The following is a 19275-nucleotide window of genomic DNA, read 5'->3' as shown; positions in this document are numbered from 1 at the left end:
CGCGTGTCAGCGCTGCGTCGCGTCGCGATACCGCGCCGCGCAATCGTCCTGATCCGACGGTGCCGACGCGCGCGAGAAACCGAAGCCGTTCCAGCGATAGGCCAGCGTCAGCGGCGCTGACGGCGATGCGGGGTCGGTGATCACGGGACCGGCCAGGAAGGAACTGGCCTCGTGCAGCCCGCAGAGGAACTCGCCACCCGCGGGCGACGACGACGGCATCACGACCGCATCGATCAACGGATACGCGAGCGCGGAACCGCGCCACAGCGCGCGCAGCTTCCCCGGACCGCCCTGTGGCGTCGGTGGATCCACCGCGTAGACGTACGGTCGCGGCGCGACGCGCTTGTCGAGGTTGGAATAGCGGTCCTCGATCAGCAGCAGACCAGTGCCGGGATGGCCGGTCGCCTCCGCCTTGCCATGATCCAAGGACATGGGTTGCGCGCGGCGCACCCGTCCGACCACCGCTTCGAACGCCGCGCCTTGCCGCGGTTCGAAGCGCAGCGTCTGACGCACCGATCCGTTCACGACCTGCCACGCGCCGGCGGAGATCGCGGTGCCTTCGATTGTCAGACGTGCCCGCGACGGCGCGGCACACACCGGCAGGCGCCCAGCGGTGAGTTGAGGGAAGAAGCCGCCGTTCGCCATCGCCGTTCGCAGCCCGATGCAGCCCAGGCCACCCGCGTCGGTCCAGCGGCACTGCGCGAGCAGACCCGACTTCGCGTCGGCGTACTTCTGGTCGAAGACATGGTTGCCGAGCGAGAAGAACACGGGGCGTCCCTCGATGCATTCCGGCGGCTGCACGACATGCGGGTGGTGGCCGACGATCACGTCGGCGCCCAGCGCCTGCAGCCTCGCCGCGTCGTCGTACTGCGCGCGCGAGGGCCACCCCGCCAGCTCCGTTCCCCAATGGACATACACGACGACGGCATCGGCCAACTGCCTGGCGGTCGCCATCTGCTGTTCGAGCCCCACGTCGAAGCGCTGGGGCGCCCGGTCCGCCGAGGCCAGGCGGCTCAGCGTGACGATGGCCAGCGTCCGGCCGCCGATGTCGAGAAACGCGGGACCGTCGTCGAAGCTCAGCGGCGTCATGCCGGCCTGCGCGATCGCCTCGCGCGTGCGTCGGCGGCCGTCGGGGCCGGTGTCGCCGGCATGGTTGTTCTCGTGGCCGAGCAGGTCGAACCCGGCGGCGCGTGCCGTCGCCAGCCAGGCCGCCTCGGTGGCGAAACAGAGCGTCTGTCCGGGCGGGCAATCGCCGGGATCGCCGATGGCGCCTTCGAAGTTGCCGACCAGGACGCCCAGTTCCTCCTTCGGCGCGAGCGGCTGCCACGGCGTCGGGCCGCTCGCCGCGCGGCGCAGCGCACCGCCGACGAGACGCGACAGCATCACATCGCCCGCGAAGGTGATGCGGCTCGTTGTCACTCGATCCGCGTCACTCGCCATCGCGGATCCCAGCAGACCGGCGACCAGGGCCGCAGCGGCCACCGCGCGCCGCCGCACCGGGCCGATGCGAGGCGGCGTCGGACGCCGCCTCATCGCCCGAGCTTCGGCACCGACGCGGTCGTGCCCGCAGGCGCCGTGTAGGCCCGCAGCCATTCCGGCACCGGCAGCTTGGGCTCGAGCGTGCGCCATTGCTGGTCGTCGATCGGCGCGGGCTGCACGGTTTCGCGGTAGCTGTAGATGGCGCCCTTGGACAACTGCCGGAGTCCGTTGAACGGCATCACCTGCTGCCAGCCGCCGACCGCGCCCACGCCGACCAGCAGCGTCTGCCCGGTCACGCTGTTGTCGGCGACGTCCGCCACCTTGGCCACCGGTTCCGGATCGGACAGGCCGTAGGGATCCTTCTCCGAGGCGCGCTTCGACTGCGCGCTCTTGAAGACCAGATAGGGATGCTCCATCGCACCGCCGACAGCCTGGATCTTGATCGCCTCCTCGTCGCTCAGCGGCGCGCCGTCGCGCACCGCCCGCGCCATGCGGGCGAAGTCGCGGACCAGATCGCGCGACTCGACCAGCGTGCCGCGCACGCCATCCCGCAACGCCTGCGCCGGACGCGACCGCCAGTCCACGGACACCGTCTCCAGCACGCCCTGCGCGCGCTCGAACAGGCCGGCGATCGCAAGGAAGGTGTCCGGGTCGGGCTCGACCGAGCCGCGCGGCGGTCGACGCACGAGGTACTCGAAGGTCGGACCGCCCTCGCCGCCCTCGGCTCCGGACTTGTCGTTGACCAGCAGCGTCGCGTGCCGCAGCGTCGCCCACGACGCGAGGCCCGTCTGCAGGCGTTTGGCATCCCACAACGCGGCGCCGCGCGTGCCGGGAATCGGCGCGCGCGAGGTCCACTGCACCGCCAGACCTTGCAGCCACGCGTTGTAGAGCCCGTCGCTCAGCGCCGGCGAGCGCCGCTCGGCCTGGAACAGCGCCGCCAGCTCGTCGATCTGCGCCTGGTAGTTGTCGACCTTCGAGAAGTCCCCGCCAGCACCGACCGCGCGAGCGCGTTGCCGAACACGGTCGCGATGTCGAGGCCGCTCGGCAACTGCCGCTGCACCCGCTCGCGTCCCTCCCGTTCACGGTGGAGCACGACGCGGTCGAAGATCTCGTTGTCCAGGCCCCAGCTCAGCGGGAACAGGCGCTTCTTCGTCAGCGGATGCTTCGCGTACGGCGGCACCGACGCGCCCACCGGGAAGAAGGTGTCGCTGCGCGTGCCGGCGATGAATGGCAGATAGCAGCCGACCCAGCGCCGCAGCGGCGCGCGCACCGTCTCCGGCATCCTGGCCCATTCGGCCGCCTCGCTCGCTTCCGGATCGCTCACCTCGTCGGCCGTCGATCCGGGCCGGCGCTTGGCGAAGGTCAGCATCCGCATCGCGGTGAAGTAGCGCGACGCCAGCGGCGAGCGCTGGTAGCTGCCGCGCGGTTGGTACTCGGGATCGGCCATCGCCGCCCGCACCGCGTCGCTGCGGTCGTCGGGATCCATCAGCGCCGCGGCCAGCAGGATCTTCTCCGCCAAGGGCCCCGACGGCATCGTGCCGTCGGCGACGCGCGCCCGCAGCAGGCGCACCGCCTCCGTGAAGGCGGGGATCGCGGTTTCGTCCTCCGACACGGTGAACAGGTTCTCGTAGGCCGCCGAGAACAGCTCCCAGAACAGGTCGGTCGTCACCAGGTAGGGATAAGCGGGGTCGTCGGAGAGCGCGCTCACCGCGTAGTTCTCGATGTCGTAGAACAGGTGCATCTGCTCGTACGGCTCGCGGGTCAGCAGGCCGTCATGACGCGCCGCCAGCCGCAGCTCGGCATCGGTGGTCAGCAGGCCGGCATTGACGACGTCCGCCAATGCGATGGAGACCGGTCGCGCGCGCAGGGTCAGGGCTTGCGCCCCGCCGGCGACGGTGATCGTCCCGGGCGCGGCCACGGCAGCGGGCGTGGCCGCCGTCACGCCGACGAGCACCGCGCCGTCGGCCGTGAGCCGCGGCGCGCTGGTGAATCGCAGGTCGCCGGCGAGCCGCGCCGTCGCTTCGCCGATCGACAGCGTCACGCCGGGCTCACTCGGCCGCCAGTGGATCCAGCCGAGCCCGTTGGGCAGGAATTCGCCTTCGCCGGGCCCGCAGGCGAGCGACTTCGGGAAGGCCTGCCGCAGGCGCGACGGCGGCGATGTCGATCCCTTGGCATCGAGCGCCTGCCAGTTGTCGGCCACGTGCGCCAACTCGATCCAGCAGCCCTTGGCATCCTGGAACACCATGCGCGTGCCCTGCGGATGCAGCGACACCGGCCGCGACGCGACCGGATCGCTGAACGGCAAAGATCGCTCTTCCTCTTCGGTGAACTCGGTCGCCTTCGACCGCGCCGCGACCGGCAGCGGCTTCGTGCCGTTGAACTGGTAGTACTGCTCGCCCGTCGTGGCCACCGAGCCGGTGGCCGGGGCGGCGCCAGCCTGCGAGACGGAGAAGTACAGGCGATGCGCGTTCCCCTGCTTGACCGTGAACGGCAGCGGCGAAACCCGCAGGTCGTTGAACGGCAGCGCCGACCGCGCGACGGCCGATACCGTCCAGCGCCAGGTCTTGAGGTCGAGCTCCTTGAGCTGCCACTGGTCCTTCACCTTCACCGAGGCGTAGAGCAGCGGCTTCGTCGGATGGAAGGCGACCGCGGAGATGGCGCCGTCGGGGCCGGGATCGGGCAGGGTCAGGGGCGCGAGCCGGTCCGGCTGCCGCAGATCCCACAGCGCGAGCCGCGAGCGCCCGCCCACCGACAGCGCCAGCGCCGCCACCGGCTCCAGCCGGGACACGGCCAGGGACAGCACGGTCTCCCCGGGCGCGAGCGCCAGCGCCACGTCGCGGACCGGCGTGCGCTGCACGACGGGCTCGGGATTCTTGCGATACCAGTCCAGGTCGCCCATGGACTGCGCCAACGCAGGACCCGCCGCCATCCATGCGACGGCCAGCGCAGCGATCGATCTCTTCGTCATGTCTCTCCCTCCATCGCCCGGCGCCATCCGGACGAAACAAAGGCCGCTGAGGCGGTTGCCGCAGCGGCCTTCGGAGGCCGGGCGCGCCTTGCGGGCACGCCGGGGATCTTATGTCAGCGCCGGACTCAGTCGGCCGTCGCCGGCTCGGCCTTGGGCTTGTTGTCCTTCTTGTTGGGCGTGATGTCCAGCTGGACCTCGCCCTTGTCGTCGACGTCCACGCTGAGGCGGCCGCCGTCGATCAGGCGGCCGAACAGCAGTTCGTCGGCCAGCGCGCGACGGATGGTGTCCTGGATGAGGCGCTGCATCGGCCGCGCGCCCATCTGCGGATCGAAGCCCTTGGCGGCGAGGTGCTTGCGCAGCGCGTCGCTGAAGGTGACCTCGACCTTCTTCTCGGCCAGCTGGCTTTCGAGCTGCAGCAGGAACTTGTCCACCACCCGCAGGATGATGTCCTCGTTGAGCGCGCCGAAGTTGACGATCGCGTCCAGGCGGTTGCGGAACTCCGGCGTGAACAGCCGCTTGATGTCGGCCATCTCGTCGCCCTGCTCGCGCTTGGTCGTGAAGCCGATCGTGGACTTGTTCATCGCCTCCGCGCCCGCATTCGTGGTCATGATGATGATCACGTTGCGGAAGTCGGCCTTGCGTCCGTTGTTGTCGGTCAGCGTGCCGTGGTCCATGACCTGCAGCAGCACGTTGAAGACGTCCGGATGCGCCTTCTCGATCTCGTCGAGCAGCAGCACCGCGTGCGGCTTCTTGGTGATCGCCTCGGTCAGCAGACCGCCCTGGTCGAAGCCCACGTAGCCCGGAGGCGCGCCGATCAGGCGGCTGACGGCGTGACGCTCCATGTACTCGGACATGTCGAAGCGGATCAGCTCGATGCCCAGGATGTAGGCCAGCTGCTTGGCGACTTCCGTCTTGCCCACGCCCGTCGGGCCGCTGAACAGGAAGGAGCCGATCGGCTTGTCCGGCTTGCCCAGGCCCGAGCGCGCCATCTTGATGGCCGCGGCCAGCGCATCGATGGACGGATCCTGGCCGAAGACCACGCTCTTCAGGTCGCGGTCCAGGCTCTTGAGCTTGCCGCGATCGTCCGACGACACCGAGGCCGGCGGGATGCGCGCGATCTTGGCGACGATGTCCTCGACCTCCGCGCGGGTGATCGTCTTCTTCTGCTTGCTCTTGGGCAGCACGCGTTGCGCGGCACCGGCCTCGTCGATGACGTCGATCGCCTTGTCGGGCAGGTGACGGTCATTGATGTACTTGGCCGAGAGCTCCGCCGCCGCCTGCAGCGCGGTCAGCGCGTACTTGACGCTGTGGTGCTCCTCGAAGCGCGACTTCAGGCCCTTGAGGATCTCGACGGTCTGGTCGACCGTCGGTTCGACCACGTCGACCTTCTGGAAGCGCCGCGACAGGGCCGCGTCCTTCTCGAAGATGCCGCGGTACTCGCTGAAGGTGGTCGCGCCGATGCACTTGAGCTGACCCGAGGACAGCGCGGGCTTGAGCAGGTTGCTCGCGTCCAGCGTGCCGCCCGACGCCGCGCCGGCGCCGATCAGGGTGTGGATCTCGTCGATGAACAGGATCGCGCCGGGCTGGTCCTTCAGCTGCTTGATCACCGCCTTGAGGCGCTGCTCGAAGTCGCCGCGGTACTTGGTGCCCGCCAGCAGCGCGCCCATGTCCAGCGAATAGACCACCGCCTCGGCCAGCACGTCGGGCACCTGGCCTTCGGTGATGCGCCAGGCCAGGCCCTCGGCGATGGCGGTCTTGCCCACGCCGGCCTCGCCGACCAGCAGCGGGTTGTTCTTGCGGCGGCGGCACAGGATCTGCACCACGCGCTCGACCTCGAGCTCGCGGCCGATCAGCGGATCGATCTTGCCGTCGCGGGCCATCTGGTTGAGGTTCTGGGTGAACTGCTCGAGCGGGCTGCCCTTGCCGCCGCCCTGCCCCTGCCCGCCCTCGCCCTCCTCGCGCTCGGACTCGGCACCATTGCCTTCCGGGCCCTTCGGGGGCTCGGGCGGCTCGCTCTTCTTGATGCCGTGGGCGATGAAGTTGACGACGTCCAGCCGCGTCACGCCCTGCTGGTGCAGGTAGTAGACGGCGTGGGAGTCCTTCTCGCCGAAGATCGCGACCAGCACGTTGGCGCCGGTCACTTCCTTCTTGCCGTTGCCGGTCGACTGGACGTGCATGATCGCGCGCTGGATCACGCGCTGGAAACCGAGCGTGGGCTGGGTGTCCACCTCGTCGGTGCCCCCCACGGTCGGCGTGTTCTCCTTGATGAACTGCGCAAGCGACTTGCGCAGGTCCTCGATGTTCGCTGCGCATGCGCGCAGCACCTCCGCCGCGGACGGGTTGTCCAGCAGCGCCATCAGCAGATGCTCCACGGTGATGAACTCGTGGCGCTGCTGGCGCGCTTCGACAAACGCCATGTGCAGGCTGACTTCAAGCTCTTGCGCAATCATGCGGCCTCCATAATGCACTGCAGGGGGTGACCGGCGCGCCGTGCGGCCGCCAGCACCATTTCGACCTTGGTGGCCGCGACGTCCTTGGTGAATACACCGCAGACGCCACGACCGTCGTGATGGATCTTCAACATGATCTGGGTGGCCGTATCCAGGTCATGGCGGAAGTATTCCTGCAAGACCATCACCACAAACTCCATCGGTGTGAAGTCATCGTTGAGCATCAGCACCTGGTACAGGCGCGGCGGCTCCGTCTTCTGAGCGACACGCTCCAGCGTGGTGGAATTCCCACCGTCCTCCGGACCCGGCGGCTGAGGGCCGGGCGGTGGTCCCGCGGGTGGGGGCTGTTGGGCAAACAATGGCATGAACCGATTCTATAAACAGCGGGAGCACCCTACATGGGGACGGGCTTGTGCCTGTCAATGCCCCGAGTTTGTCACCTTCGCGCCTTCCTACCCCGGGGAGTTCCTCAATTGACACTGACTTGACACGGATTTGAGAATCCGCCCCGGTGCGAGAAAGACACCGGGATGGAGAAGAACATGGCAACAGGCACGGTCAAGTGGTTCAACGATGCCAAAGGGTTTGGCTTCATTGAGCCCGAACAAGGCGGGGGCGACGTTTTCGCGCACTTCTCAGCCATTCAGATGGACGGCTTCCGGACGCTGAAACAAGGCGGCAAGGTGAGCTACGAGTTGGTGCAGGGCCCCAAGGGCCAACTGGCGCAGAACATCCGTCCCCTGGACGGTGGTGACGGTGGCGACGCCTCGGACGTCCCCCTGGACGCCCCGATCGGGATTCCGCTGATGGCGGACGCCCACGCGGGGCAGCAGGCGGCAGCGGCTTGAACGATCCCCGCTGATCTCGCTCGCACGCAGGAAAGCCCGCGCAAGCGGGCTTTCTGCTTTCTGCTTTCCGGGGCCGCAGCGCCATGGCTCGGCGGCGGGCCCGGCGACCGGCACCACGGTCGGGGGGCCTCTGTGGTCAGAAGGAAACATCGACCAAGGATCGGTCAAGGAATCGCTTCAGAAACCGGGCGCCGGGACGCCCGATTCCTCTTTCCGACCTACCGATTTCAACGTGCCCCGGGGAACGCGCCGCGTTCGTCGGAGAACACGATCTCCACGCGCCGGTTCTGCTGACGCCCCGCGGCGTTGTCGTTGGAGGCCACGGGACGCGCCTCCCCATTGCCGCGGACATCGATCCGACCGGCGTCGACGCCACGCTTCACCAGCGCGTCCCTGACCGACTCCGCGCGGGCGCGGGACAGGTCGAGGTTAAGCTGCGCGCCGCCGGTGCTGTCGGTGAAGCCTTCGATCAGGATGCGGCGCTCCGGATGGTTGCGCAGCGCCGAGGACAGCGTGTCCAGGCGGCTGAAGGCGCCCTCCTTCAACGTCGCCTTGCCGGTGTCGAACAGCACGTCCTGCAGCATGACGACCAGGCCTTGCGGGGTCGGCTTGGCCTGGATCTCCGCCAGCTCGCGCTGCAGGCGGTTGGCACGCTCGGAAGCCGCGATGGCCGAGGCCTCCGCGGTAGCGGCCTGTCCCTGCGCCACCTGGGCCTGACGGGTACGGACCTCCGCGCGCATGCGCTCGCGCTCAAGCCCGGCCTGCTCGACCTTCGCGTCGGCGGCCCGCGCGGCGCCCAGGTTGATCGCGGTCTGGGCCCGTTGGGAAGCGACCGTCGCGGCGCTGTCCACTTCGGACGGATCCTTGCGTTCCCGCCAGGCGAAGTCGGCGCGGTCCAGCGATTCCTTGGCCTTCGAGAGTTCAGCGGAGGCGTAGCGGCTGGTGTTCGGATCGCTGGTGGCCTGCGCGTAGTCGCGCTTCGCGGCATCCAGGCCGGCGTTCGGAAGGGGGACCGACGAGCAGGCGGCCAGCGCCAGGGCCGTGAGTCCGCCGGCGATGTTCCAGTATCGATTCATGGTGTCTCCTCAGAGTGGCAGTCGCTGACGGATCAACGGGCGGGCGCAGCCGGGGCCGGGCCTCGGTTGAGCTCCTCGCGCAGGGTCGAGAGGCTGCGGTCGAGCTCGGCGGACGCCTTCTCCGAGCGATCGCGCGCGGCCTTGGACCGGGCCAGTGCAGCGGCCGCCTCGGCCTCGTCCGCCTTGCGGCGTGCGAGCGCGTGGTCGCCCTTCTTCTGGGCTTCCTGCGCTTCAGCCAGGCGCGCGCGGGCCACGACCAGGTCGGGCGAATCGCCGGTGCCGATGCTGGTCTGCGCGGCTTCGAGGGCGCCGCGGCTTTCGCCGAGCTGGGAGGCGGTCTCGACCTTGTTGGTCGAACAGCCGGTCATCGCGGCGACAGCGAGGACGCCTGCCACGACGAGGGCGCTCCGGGGGAAGAGTTGGTGTCGCATGAACACTCCTTCTCAATGGATGGATGCCCTGGGTTGGCAAGCGCGATACCCGCCCCGCCCACGGGGTGCCCCGCAGCCGCCGGTCCGAGCGGGGCCATCCGGCTTCGGATGCCCGCCGATGTCTTCGCCCGTCCCCGTGTCCGGGGGCCAGGCGGCTCCTAGGGTCCCGCCCGACTCGCGTCGAGGCGTCGACGCCGGGCACCCACTCTCCGCGGAGACCGACATGGCGAATGTTTCTTTCAGGATGCTGGGCCCGTGGACGGCCGCAGCATCCCTGGCCTTGGCACTGGGCCTGGCCCCGATGCCGTCCTGGGCGGGCGGCGGCGGCCCGGGCCGCCCGGGGGCGCTGACCCTGGGGGCGGAAAACGTCAACGACTCGCCGCTCAAGGCGTCGAACTACCGGCAGCTGCTGCGCTTCGTGCCCCGGGCGGACCTGCAGATCGACCGGGTCTATTTCGGTTTCAAGCTGAAGGGCGCGAAGTGCTGGGACACCGGTGACGGCTACGGCGCTGGCGACGGCGGCACGATGCTGGTCCGCCTGGTCGACATCGATGCGGCCACCGGCCTGCCCGCGGGCCAGATCGCCTCGGAGACGGTCAACGGCTGCACCCGGCACAACCAGGCGAAGGCGGAGGTCCGGAACGAGACCCCGGTCCTCGCCTGGGCGACCCTGCGCGCGTCGCTGAAGGCGGGGAAGATGTACGGCCTGGTCATCAGCAATGAACACCCGGACCCGGCGCGCAACTTCTTCTCCTTCAACGCGCCCATCGGCGACGCGACCCTGGCGGGTCCCCACGGTCGCAACGAGCTGAACAAGGACGCCACCGACGCCCTGTTGTCGCTGGATCCGCGGGAGCACGTGGCGTGGTCGGAGGACAGCGGCAAGACCTGGCGCTACGGCAAGGCGAACGGCCAGTACGCCTCCTACATGAACGACCGGGACCAGGCGCATCCGGCGACCCGCCTGCCGCAATACGGCTTCCGCCTGACCAGCGGCATCAACCTGCCCGCGCAGCCCTACTACGCCTACACGCTCGACTGCGCGAACTGCACGGTGGCCTACGGCAATCTGCGGGTCGCGCGCTCCCTCACCGAGGCCGGCGGCTTCACGGCCGGCGGCGCCGGCATCGGCACCCTGACGGTGAAGAACCTCAGCACGGGACAGGAATCCAGCTGCACGCCGTACCAGGGCTACGGCTTCAACCAATGCAGCCTGGCCCGTGCCGTGCCCGTGCAGCCGGGTCAGGTCTACAGCATCACCGCGACCGGCTCGGTGGAGCTGATGAAGATGGATTACTCGATGCGCCTGCTGTTCCCGCAGGTCGGACATGACAGCCCGGACTTCCCCGCCTATCAGCCCTCCCCGCGTGCCGGGACCAATCGCGAGGACGTACCGAGCCTGTGGGCCGGACCGCTGTCGCCGCTGGTCGCCTCCGAGCCCTCGTCCAACTGGTCGCGACAGATCGAGGCGGAGAGCTTCACGGCCCAGCAAGGCGTGCAGACGGAAGCCTGCACGGAAGGCGGCCTGAACGTCGGCTGGATCGACGCCACCGACTGGATGGTCTACGGCCAGGTCAACTTCCCGGGCAGCGGCACCTACCGCGTCGACTACCGCGTCGCCAGTCCCGGCGGCGCGACGCTGTCGCTGGACCTCAACGGCGGCGCCATCCGCCTGGGAACCGTGGACATTCCAGCCACCGGCGGCTGGCAGACGTGGCGCACGGTGTCGCAGACGGTGACCATCAATGCCGGCACCTACGACGTCGGCGTCTATGCGCCGAAGGGCGGCTGGAACCTGAACTGGATCCGCTTCACGAAGCTGTGATCGGGCACGGGATCCGACCCGCGCAACCGCCGGGACCGGCTCGCATCGACGACCGGCATCAACGCCCGGTGTAGAGGACCCACTGCGGGTTCAGGATGCTGGCGCCGATGTCCTTGTCCCACAGCAGCAGCACCTCGCCGCTGGGACCGCCGGCCGCGAGGCCGCCCGTCATCGACATCTGCGCGACCGTTCCCCAGGACGCCGTGGCGCTGTCGTAGCGGGCGTTGAACAGCCGGTAGACATTGCCGCCGACGTCGCGGGTCCAGAAGACCATCGCATTGCCCGCGGCGTCGACGGTGAGCGAAGGGAAGCCACGGTAGGGCGAACCCACGGCCGCGGGCGTGATCGGGTCCAGCGCCGGCGGGCGTGTCCAGGTCGAACCCGCCGCGTCGTATCGCGCGACGTTCACGGCGAAGGCGTTGCCCGCGGACGACTGTTGCCACAGGACGAAGGTGTTGCCGCCAGCGTCCATCCGGACCTGCGGCCAATCGCCGGTCCCGGGGGCGGTGGACACCGTCTCCGGCGCGGCCCAGGTGTCGCTGCCGGCCGTGTAGCGACTGATCTGGACCGGATAGCCGCCGGCCACCGCCTCCGTCCAGACCACGGCCGCGTTGCCCTTCGCATCGAACGCCAGTTGGGGGTTGCCGCCGGCGCCGCTGCCGGACTGGAGCACGCGAGGCGCATCCCAGGCCCCGGTCGCGATCGCGAAGCGGCGCGAGGTGATCTGGACGGTCAGGAAGGTGGGGCCTTCGCTCCAGACGGCGATCGCGTTGCCTTGCGAGTCCAGTTTCACCGTCGGGTCGCGCAACAGGTGGCCGGTGCCGCTCAGCCCCACGGGCGTCGACCAGGTGTCCGACTGCGCCGCATACCGCGTCACGAAGACCTGCTGGTCGAGGCCCGTGGGCAGGTACTGCTGCCACGACACGATGGCGTTGCCCAAGGGATCCATGGCGACCTGCGGGTTGAGGCTGCTCAGGGCATTCGGCGCCGGGATCTGCTGCGGGACGCTCCAGGTGCCGGTGGCGGCGGCGTAGCGCGACACATGGATGCGGCCCGCGCCACCGACGGTGTCCCAGGCGGCCCACACCGCCACCGCATTGCCGGCGGCATCCGCGGCCACAGCGGTGGCGAAGCCCCGCCCATCGCCCCGCAGCGTCACGGGGGCGCTCCAGGTCTTGCCGGCGGCGTCATGGCGGGCGGCCAGGATGTTCCATCCGACGCCCGGCACGTTCTGCAGCCAGACCGCGAAGGCGTTGCCCCGACCGTCGAACACGGGCGCACTGACGCCGTTGGTGACCGTCGTCGTGGACAAGGCGGCGGACTCGCCCCACGTCGCCGACTTCGTCGCGAACTCGACCGACGTGGCCGGGAGTGCCTGCCGCCTGGCACTCAGCACACTCGGCGAGAGCGACAGCTTGTAGCGCGTCCCCCAGACCAGCGGGGCTTTCGGCGTCACCGAGACGGCGGCCGCGCCGCTCGCCGCCAGATCGGCGGGCACCGCGGCGACGGGGCTGCTCAGGCGCACCGAGGTCTCATTGAGGCTGCCCGGGTCCATCGCGCGGCTGAAGGTGACGGCGGGCACCACGCCGACATCCGCGTCGGAGGCTTTCGGACTCGCGGACGCCACGGTGAACGGCACCAGCGTCACCAGGATCCTGGTCGACACCGCGCTGCCATGTTCCGGCGAGGCGGTGACCGTCACCGTGGTGTCGGCGGACAGCTGGTCGAGGGCGGGAGGCTGGAAGGTCGCACCGCCGGACGTGGCGGCGGACAGCGACCCGATCGACGGACTGAGGCTCCAGGTGATGTTTCCCGATGAGGCGGAAGCCCCTGTCAGGGTCAACGGCACCGCGGATCCGCCCTCGACCACCGAGGCATTGCCGCTCAAGGACAGGGTCGCGGCGGGAGGCGTCCCGCCGTCGCTGCCACCACCGCCGCCACCACAGGCGCCCAGCGCCAGCAGCAGACAACCCGCAGCGAGTCCGCGCCATGAGGCGGCCAGCATGTTTTTCATTGCTCACTCCCCTGGATCAGATGGGAGTGTGCAGGGACCGGGGCCGTCCGCAGATTGCAGGAAACCCCAGGCGGCGCCCCGCGCCCGGGTTTCCGATCGCGATCAGAGCTCGTCGTGCGACGCCCGGCCGGCCTTGGCCGCCAGCTGCAGCGAGACCGCCTGCGCGACGTCATGGATCTCGTGCGGGCCGGCCGCCTCGAACTTCGCCTTGAAGGCCTTGGACTCCTCGGCGGAGAGGCCCGCAGGCGGCACGATGTATCGATCGTTGTCCGTCGGGGAGGCCTTCGACAGATGCCACACGTCGCCACCGTTGCGGGCCTGGGCCAACTGGTCGATCTGGGGCTTGAAGCTCTCGTCGACCGTCAGCGCGATCCAGCCTTTGGACGAGGTGACCCGGTCGAGTTCCGCGACGTGATAGGCGTGAACGGGCGCGCCTTCCATCGTCGTGAGGTTGGAGAAGCCCTTCGCGAGGGGGACGAAGCCCTCGGCCGAGGCCTTGCCGGGCGACGGCCACTCGCCGATGCGCACGAGGTTGGGGATGGGGCCGCCGTTGACGTCGCGCCCGGGTCCGGACTCGCCCGGCGCGGTCTGCAGCTTCATCGGCCCGGAGGAGATCGTCGACTGCGCGTTGACATTGATCGCATGCAGATTGCCGCTCTTCATGCCATCGGGCGCCGTCTTCTGGCCTTCTCCGCCGATGTCGACCATCGCGAAATCGTGCGGCTTCAGGCCGAGTGCCTCGCGGGAGGCGAGGACGCTGCCCATCGGAGCGCCCTGCAGGCGCTGTGCGAAATCGCGCTGGAACGCCGCGGCGGCGCGACCGCCGGCCGCGGTGTTGAAGGTCTCCGACGAGGAGGCGGCGGCTTGCGCCGGCCGGTTCGCTGCCGCGGCGCCAGGCTGGCCGAGTGGCGGCAGGCTCACGCGACCCGGCTGAGTGCCTCCGGACATGGAGACGCGACTGTTGGACGGAAACGCGCCGTTGGCGCTGTTCGGCGACACCTGGTTGGACGGGCGCTGCTGGCCTGCGGAGACTTCCGGAGGCAGCAGGGCTGCGGCGCCGAGCGCCGTGGTGAGCATCTTGTCGACGCGCATGGGGGTACTTCCTGGAAAGCTTGCAAGCCGCCCATTTTGTGAACCCGTCGTCGGACGACGGCGGACGACACGAAAGCACCGCGTGGCGCGCGAAGAATGAAAAAACCCCAGGGCGCTGTCGCGCACTGGGGTTCTTGATCGCCGCCCGGGTCAAGCCCGGGCTGGCAACGATCACATGTTCTCGATCATCACCTGACCGAAGCCCGAGCACGACACTTGGGTCGCGCCGTCCAGCAGGCGGGCGAAGTCGTACGTGACCTTCTTCGACAGGATCGACTTCTCGATCGACGAGATGATCAGGTCGGCCGCTTCGGTCCAGCCCATGTGACGCAGCATCATTTCAGCCGACAGGATCTCGGAACCGGGGTTCACGTAGTCCTTGCCCGCGTACTTCGGCGCCGTGCCGTGGGTGGCTTCGAACATCGCGACGGAGTCGCTCAGGTTCGCGCCCGGGGCGATGCCGATGCCGCCGACCTGCGCCGCCAGCGCGTCGGAGATGTAGTCGCCGTTCAGGTTCAGCGTCGCCACGACCGAGTACTCGGCCGGACGCAGCAGGATCTGCTGCAGGAACGCGTCGGCGATGCTGTCCTTGACCACGATGTCCTTGCCGGTCTTCGGGTTCTTGAACTTGCACCACGGGCCGCCGTCGATCAGCTCGGCGCCGAATTCCTTCTGGGCCAGGGCGTACGCCCAGTCACGGAAGCCACCTTCGGTGAACTTCATGATGTTGCCCTTGTGGACGATCGTGACGCTCGGCTTGTCGTTGTCGATCGCGTACTGGATCGCCTTGCGGACCAGACGCTCCGTGCCTTCGCGCGAGACCGGCTTGACGCCGATGCCCGACGTGTCCGGGAAGCGGATCTTCTTGACGCCGAATTCCTCTTGCAGGATCTTGATCAGCTTCTTGGCCTTCTCGCTCTCGGCTTCGAATTCGATGCCGGCGTAGATGTCTTCCGAGTTCTCACGGAAGATGACCATGTCCGTCTTGTGCGGTTCCTTGACCGGCGACGGCACGCCTTCGAACCAGCGCACCGGGCGCAGGCAGACGTACAGGTCCAGTTCCTGGCGCAGCGCGACGTTCAGCGAGCGGATGCCGCCGCCGACCGGCGTCGTCAGCGGGCCCTTGATCGAGACCACGTAGTCCTTCAGGACCGTCAGCGTCTCTTCGGGCAGCCACACGTCGGGGCCGTAGACCTTCGTCGACTTCTCGCCGGCGTAGATCTCCATCCAGTGGATCTTCTTGGCGCCGCCGTAAGCCTTCGCCACGGCCGCGTCCACCACCTTGATCATCACCGGGGTGATGTCGAAGCCGGTGCCGTCACCCTCGATGTAAGGAATGATCGGGTTGTTCGGAACGTTGAGCGAGAAGTCGGTGTTGACCGTGATCTTCTGGCCGCCCTCGGGCACCTTGATGTGCTGGTACATGGAGTCGTCTCCGCGAGTCGCGTGGGTGGTTTGGGGTAAACCGGAAGCGTTGATTCTATGACAGCGAAACTTTCAATCGGCTGATGCCCGGGCCATGACCCTGGGACGTCTCAACCGCAGAACGCGCGGATCTGCGCCCAGAGACCGTGACCGAGCGCCCAGAGCGACCCCGCCGCCAGCATCGCCCCGGACAGACGGGTTGCGATTCGCACACCCGAGCCGCCCGCCAGCCCGCTCCCGCCGCCTGCCCGGCCCAGGCGCGCGAGCAGCCAGGGTCCCGCGAGCAATCCCGGCGACGAACCGAGCGCGAAGGCCGCCATCACCGCGCCCCCTGCCAGGGACCCTCCGCGAGCGCCGCGACCGTCAGCGCGGACTGCAGCAGGCCGCAGGGCCAGGCCAGCCACGCCAGTCCGGCCAGACCGGCGCCGGCCGTGCGGGCGGGAGACAGCGCGAGGCCACCGCCACCGAGCGAGGCGACCGGAATCCCGACCGCCGCCGGCACGCGGGTCGTCCACAGGCGCAGGACCCAGCGCGGCGGCGACGCGCGCCACAGGAGGAAGACACCGAGCGCCAGCGCCGCGAGATGCACTGTCAGCCACAGCGGCCGCAGCGCGCCGGACGTCGCCTCCCAGCGCAGCAGACCACCGACGCTGGCCGCGACGACCGCCCCGCCCGTCGCGTAGCCCAGCAGCCGTCCGGCCTGGAAGGCGGCGATGCCGCCTCGTCGTCCGGCCGTCACCGCCGCGCAGGGCGCGACACACATCGCCGCGCAGTGCAGACTCCCGGCCGCGCCCATCACGAACGCGGTGCCGGCGAGCGCGAGCGACAGCATCCCTGCCCTTCCGTCGCGTTCAGAGGATGCGCGAGAAGCGCACCGGCGCCTCGTCGGGCGCGCCCCCGGCCCCGTCGGGGGACGTCGTCATCGATGAATTCGCCGATGTCGCGAGCGAGGTGTCCGCGACGCCTCCCGGTTTCAGGTAGCGGTCGAACACCATGGCCACCGCACGCACGAAGAACCAGCCCATCGAGGTGACCTGCACCGCGCGCGGCTCGACCGTGACGAGCCCGTCCGCCGCCATCGCGCGCAGGCGCTCCAACTCCTTGGCGAAGTAGTCGGCGGCGACGATGCCGTGCGAGCGCTCGATCGGCTCGAAATCGAGCCGCCCCTGGCACATCAGCGCCATGATCGCATCGCGCCGCACGAGATCGTCCTGGTCCAGCACCAGACCGCGCTCGACCGGCAGCCGGCCTTCGCGCAAGGCCGCGTAGTACTCGGGCAGCGTCTTCACGTTCTGCGCGAACGAGGCGCCGACCTTCGAGATCGCCGAGACGCCCAGCGCCACCAGGTCGCAGTCCGGCTGCGTGCTGTAGCCCTGGAAGTTGCGATGCAGCCGCCCTTCCCGCTTCGCGACGGCCAGCGGATCGTCGGCGAGCGCGAAGTGGTCCATGCCGATGTAGCGGTAGCCGCGCGCGATGAAACCGGCGATCGCACCGGACAGCATGCGCAGCTTGTCGCCGGTGGGCGGCAGGGCGGCGGGCTCGATGCGGCGTTGCGGCTTGAAGCGGTGCGGCAGGTGCGCGTAGCCGTAGAGCGCGATGCGATCCGGCCGCAAGGCGGCCACCTGCTCGACGGTCCGCGCGAACGAGGTCGGCGTCTGCAGCGGCAGACCGTAGATGAGGTCGACGTTGATCGAGCGGAAACCCAGATCGCGCGAGGCGCCGATCAACGCGGCGACGCTCTCCAGGCTCTGCTCGCGGTGCACGGCGCGCTGCACGTCGGGATCGAAGTCCTGCACGCCGAAGCTCAGGCGATTGAAGCCCAGCGTGCGCAGGTGGCGCAGGCGCGCGACGTCGATGGTGCGCGGGTCGACCTCGATCGAGATCTCGGCGTCCGCGGTCAGGCGGAAGTGGCGGTGCAGCAGCGCCATCAGCATCGACAACTCGCGGTCGGCAAGGAAGGTCGGCGTGCCGCCGCCGAAGTGCAGCTGCGACACCAGCGTCCGGTCGCCGAGCCGGCGGTGCACCAGGCTCATCTCGACCTCGAGGGCATCGACGTAGGCCGCGGCGCGCTCGTGATGCCGCGTGACGACCTTGTTGCAGGCGCAGTAGTAGCAGACCGAGGCGCAGAACGGGATGTGCACATAGAGCGACATCGGCTGCCGCGCCGCGGGACCGAACGCGCGCAGCGCGAGCATCTCGCCCTGGCGCCCGGCATCGACGCCCGGATGGAAACGGTCCGCGGTCGGGTACGAGGTGTAGCGCGGTCCCGCGATGTCGAAGCGGCGCAGCAGATCGGCATCGGGGAGGGGGCAGTCCCACGGGGTCGGGTCGGAGCTCATGGACGGGATGCTCACCCTTTGTTGGCAAAGCGTCATTGATTGATGTCATTGCCGGCGTCGATGCCCGAGCAAAGAATCCGCCGCTTCCTCGCATGCCCGATGAATTCATGCCGAGAGCCACCCTCCCCACCCCACGCCCGCCGCCCCTGCCGTCCGCTCCGGTCCCATCGACCGAGGCGATCCCTTCGCTCGCCCGGCACGCCTCGTCCGTTCAGGAGGTTCAGCTTGCACGGCCGCCCCACCCTGCGCCATCGATCCAGCCGGTCCCGTCCGACGCGACCCGGATCACCTGCGCGACCTGCGCGGTGCGACAGCTCTGCCTGCCGACGGGGTTGCCGACGGCCGACGTGCATCAGCTGGAACGCTTGATCTCGGACCGCCGGCAGGTCGCGCGCAACACGGTGCTGTTCAAGCCCGGCGATCCGTTCGAGGCGGTCTACCTCGTGCGCACCGGCTTCTTCAAGACCTCGGCCACGGCGGAGGACGGCCGCGACCAGATCACCGGCTTCCACATGGCCGGCGAGATGCTTGGCCTGGACGGCCTCTTCAGCGGCGCCTACGCCAGCCAGGCGGTGGCGCTGGAGGACTCGCACATCTGCGTCGTGCCCTACGGACGGATCGAGGACATGACCCGCGAGGTCGACCGGCTGCGCCGCCAGTTCCATCGCCTGATGAGCCGCGAGATCGTCCGCGGCCAGGGCGTGATGACGCTGCTCGGCTCGGTGCGCGCCGAGCAGCGCGTGGCGACCTTCCTGATCCACCTGATGCGCCGGCTGCGGGCGCGCGGTTTCTCGTCGTCCAGCGTCGTCCTGCGGATGACCCGCGACGAGATCGGCAGCCACCTCGGCCTGACGCTGGAGACGGTGAGCCGCACCTTCTCGCGGATGCAGGACGACGGCCTGCTCGAGGTCCGGGCGCGCGAGGTGCGCGTGCTCAAACCGAGGCAGCTGCTGCAGCTGGTCCGGCGCAGCGCCTAGCGCCCTCTCGACCCAATCGGCGTCGTCGTCGACGACATCGGGACCGGCGCGGTCACCGCGCCTGTCCGCCGGTGGCCGCGTGGTTGCGGGCCTTCATCGCGGGCGCCTTGGCGGCGTCGGTGATCTCGTCGGCGGCGACACCGCTGCGATCGACGGCGCTCGTGGACTGCACCACCGGGTCGGGGTGCGTGATGGCCAGCGTCAGCGTGGCCATGGATGCCACCACCACGAGGGTCGGTCCGCCGATCACCAGCCACATCATCGGATGCCGCCACCAGGGGCCGCTGGTCGGCAGGTCCGCGTCGCTCAAGTGTGTGGTCAGGCGCGTTGTCGTCATGTCCGCTCCTTGTG

Annotated in this window: 17 protein-coding genes; 3 read left to right on the top strand and 14 right to left on the bottom strand. The window is 69.5% G+C overall.

The genetic code is table 11. The annotated features are described in order from the left end of the window. Window positions 1-6 precede the first annotated feature (6 nt). The 5 genes from ACQ859_RS11355 to clpS all read right to left on the bottom strand — a co-directional run bounded on the left by ACQ859_RS11355 (window position 7) and on the right by clpS (window position 7262). Window positions 7-1533, bottom strand: a complete 1527-nt coding sequence (locus ACQ859_RS11355; protein WP_431265864.1) for a CapA family protein — start codon at window positions 1531-1533, stop codon at window positions 7-9. Next, on the bottom strand, window positions 1530-2411 hold the full coding sequence (locus ACQ859_RS11350) for a DUF3160 domain-containing protein (RefSeq protein WP_431266515.1): 882 nt from the start codon (window positions 2409-2411) through the stop codon (window positions 1530-1532). Before ACQ859_RS11350 ends, ACQ859_RS11355 begins: the two co-directional genes overlap by 4 nt. After that, entirely contained in the window at window positions 2378-4447 is a 2070-nt protein-coding gene (locus ACQ859_RS11345; RefSeq protein WP_431265863.1) for a hypothetical protein, read from the bottom strand. The genes ACQ859_RS11350 and ACQ859_RS11345 overlap by 34 nt, the downstream gene beginning before the upstream one ends. Window positions 4448-4572: 125 nt before the next feature. Then, the gene (gene clpA, locus ACQ859_RS11340; protein ID WP_431265862.1) at window positions 4573-6897 is read right to left on the bottom strand and encodes an ATP-dependent Clp protease ATP-binding subunit ClpA; all 2325 of its coding nucleotides are present in this window, start codon (window positions 6895-6897) and stop codon (window positions 4573-4575) included. Next, window positions 6894-7262 (bottom strand): ATP-dependent Clp protease adapter ClpS, encoded by a 369-nt coding sequence (gene clpS, locus ACQ859_RS11335; RefSeq protein ID WP_088405224.1) that lies wholly within the window; start codon window positions 7260-7262, stop codon window positions 6894-6896. Before clpS ends, clpA begins: the two co-directional genes overlap by 4 nt. A 165-nt stretch (window positions 7263-7427) precedes the next feature. Here clpS and ACQ859_RS11330 point away from each other — a divergent pair, with 165 nt between their 5' ends. Next, window positions 7428-7745, top strand: coding sequence for a cold-shock protein (locus ACQ859_RS11330; RefSeq protein ID WP_431265861.1), 318 nt, complete (start codon window positions 7428-7430; stop codon window positions 7743-7745). 227 nt (window positions 7746-7972) lie between these two features. Here the strand turns inward: ACQ859_RS11330 and ACQ859_RS11325 are convergent, their stop codons facing one another. Together ACQ859_RS11325 and ACQ859_RS11320 are read right to left on the bottom strand one after the other, a co-directional pair. After that, window positions 7973-8821 (bottom strand): OmpA family protein, encoded by an 849-nt coding sequence (locus ACQ859_RS11325; protein WP_431265860.1) that lies wholly within the window; start codon window positions 8819-8821, stop codon window positions 7973-7975. A 32-nt stretch (window positions 8822-8853) separates the two neighbouring features. Continuing rightward, window positions 8854-9252 carry a hypothetical protein gene (locus tag ACQ859_RS11320; RefSeq protein ID WP_431265859.1) on the bottom strand — a complete coding sequence of 133 codons (399 nt, stop codon included), beginning with the start codon at window positions 9250-9252 and terminating at the stop codon, window positions 8854-8856. Window positions 9253-9475: 223 nt separating this feature from the next. On the opposite strand from ACQ859_RS11320, the gene ACQ859_RS11315 reads away from it, so the two are divergent. After that, window positions 9476-11077 carry a carbohydrate-binding protein gene (locus ACQ859_RS11315; RefSeq protein ID WP_431265858.1) on the top strand — a complete coding sequence of 534 codons (1602 nt, stop codon included), beginning with the start codon at window positions 9476-9478 and terminating at the stop codon, window positions 11075-11077. Window positions 11078-11135: 58 nt separating this feature from the next. Here ACQ859_RS11315 and ACQ859_RS11310 read toward each other — a convergent pair whose 3' ends face one another. The 6 genes from ACQ859_RS11310 to hemN all read right to left on the bottom strand — a co-directional run bounded on the left by ACQ859_RS11310 (window position 11136) and on the right by hemN (window position 17947). Further along, window positions 11136-13091 (bottom strand): Ig-like domain-containing protein, encoded by a 1956-nt coding sequence (locus tag ACQ859_RS11310; RefSeq protein ID WP_431265857.1) that lies wholly within the window; start codon window positions 13089-13091, stop codon window positions 11136-11138. A gap of 102 nt (window positions 13092-13193) precedes the next feature. Further along, window positions 13194-14183 carry a hypothetical protein gene (locus ACQ859_RS11305; RefSeq protein WP_431265856.1) on the bottom strand — a complete coding sequence of 330 codons (990 nt, stop codon included), beginning with the start codon at window positions 14181-14183 and terminating at the stop codon, window positions 13194-13196. A gap of 171 nt (window positions 14184-14354) precedes the next feature. Next, complete coding sequence (icd, locus tag ACQ859_RS11300; RefSeq protein WP_431265855.1) at window positions 14355-15608, bottom strand: NADP-dependent isocitrate dehydrogenase; 1254 nt, start codon at window positions 15606-15608, stop codon at window positions 14355-14357. 110 nt (window positions 15609-15718) lie between these two features. Next, window positions 15719-15928, bottom strand: coding sequence for a hypothetical protein (locus ACQ859_RS11295; protein WP_431265854.1), 210 nt, complete (start codon window positions 15926-15928; stop codon window positions 15719-15721). Further along, the gene (locus tag ACQ859_RS11290; protein WP_431265853.1) at window positions 15928-16440 is read right to left on the bottom strand and encodes a sulfite exporter TauE/SafE family protein; all 513 of its coding nucleotides are present in this window, start codon (window positions 16438-16440) and stop codon (window positions 15928-15930) included. Before ACQ859_RS11290 ends, ACQ859_RS11295 begins: the two co-directional genes overlap by 1 nt. A 19-nt stretch (window positions 16441-16459) precedes the next feature. Continuing rightward, window positions 16460-17947, bottom strand: a complete 1488-nt coding sequence (gene hemN, locus ACQ859_RS11285) for an oxygen-independent coproporphyrinogen III oxidase (protein WP_431265852.1) — start codon at window positions 17945-17947, stop codon at window positions 16460-16462. Between the two features lie 305 nt (window positions 17948-18252). Here hemN and ACQ859_RS11280 point away from each other — a divergent pair, with 305 nt between their 5' ends. Next, on the top strand, window positions 18253-18924 hold the full coding sequence (locus ACQ859_RS11280) for a cyclic nucleotide-binding domain-containing protein (RefSeq protein WP_431265851.1): 672 nt from the start codon (window positions 18253-18255) through the stop codon (window positions 18922-18924). Window positions 18925-18976: 52 nt separating this feature from the next. Here the strand turns inward: ACQ859_RS11280 and ACQ859_RS11275 are convergent, their stop codons facing one another. Further along, complete coding sequence (locus ACQ859_RS11275) at window positions 18977-19261, bottom strand: hypothetical protein (protein WP_431265850.1); 285 nt, start codon at window positions 19259-19261, stop codon at window positions 18977-18979. Between the last annotated feature and the right edge of the window lie 14 nt (window positions 19262-19275).

Origin of the sequence: Roseateles chitinivorans, assembly GCF_050632235.1 — a bacterium.
Classification (GTDB): Bacteria; Pseudomonadota; Gammaproteobacteria; order Burkholderiales; family Burkholderiaceae_C; genus Roseateles; species Roseateles chitinivorans_A.
The sequence above is the reverse complement of the archived record's forward strand: the minus strand, read 5'-3'. Positions and strand labels throughout refer to the sequence as shown.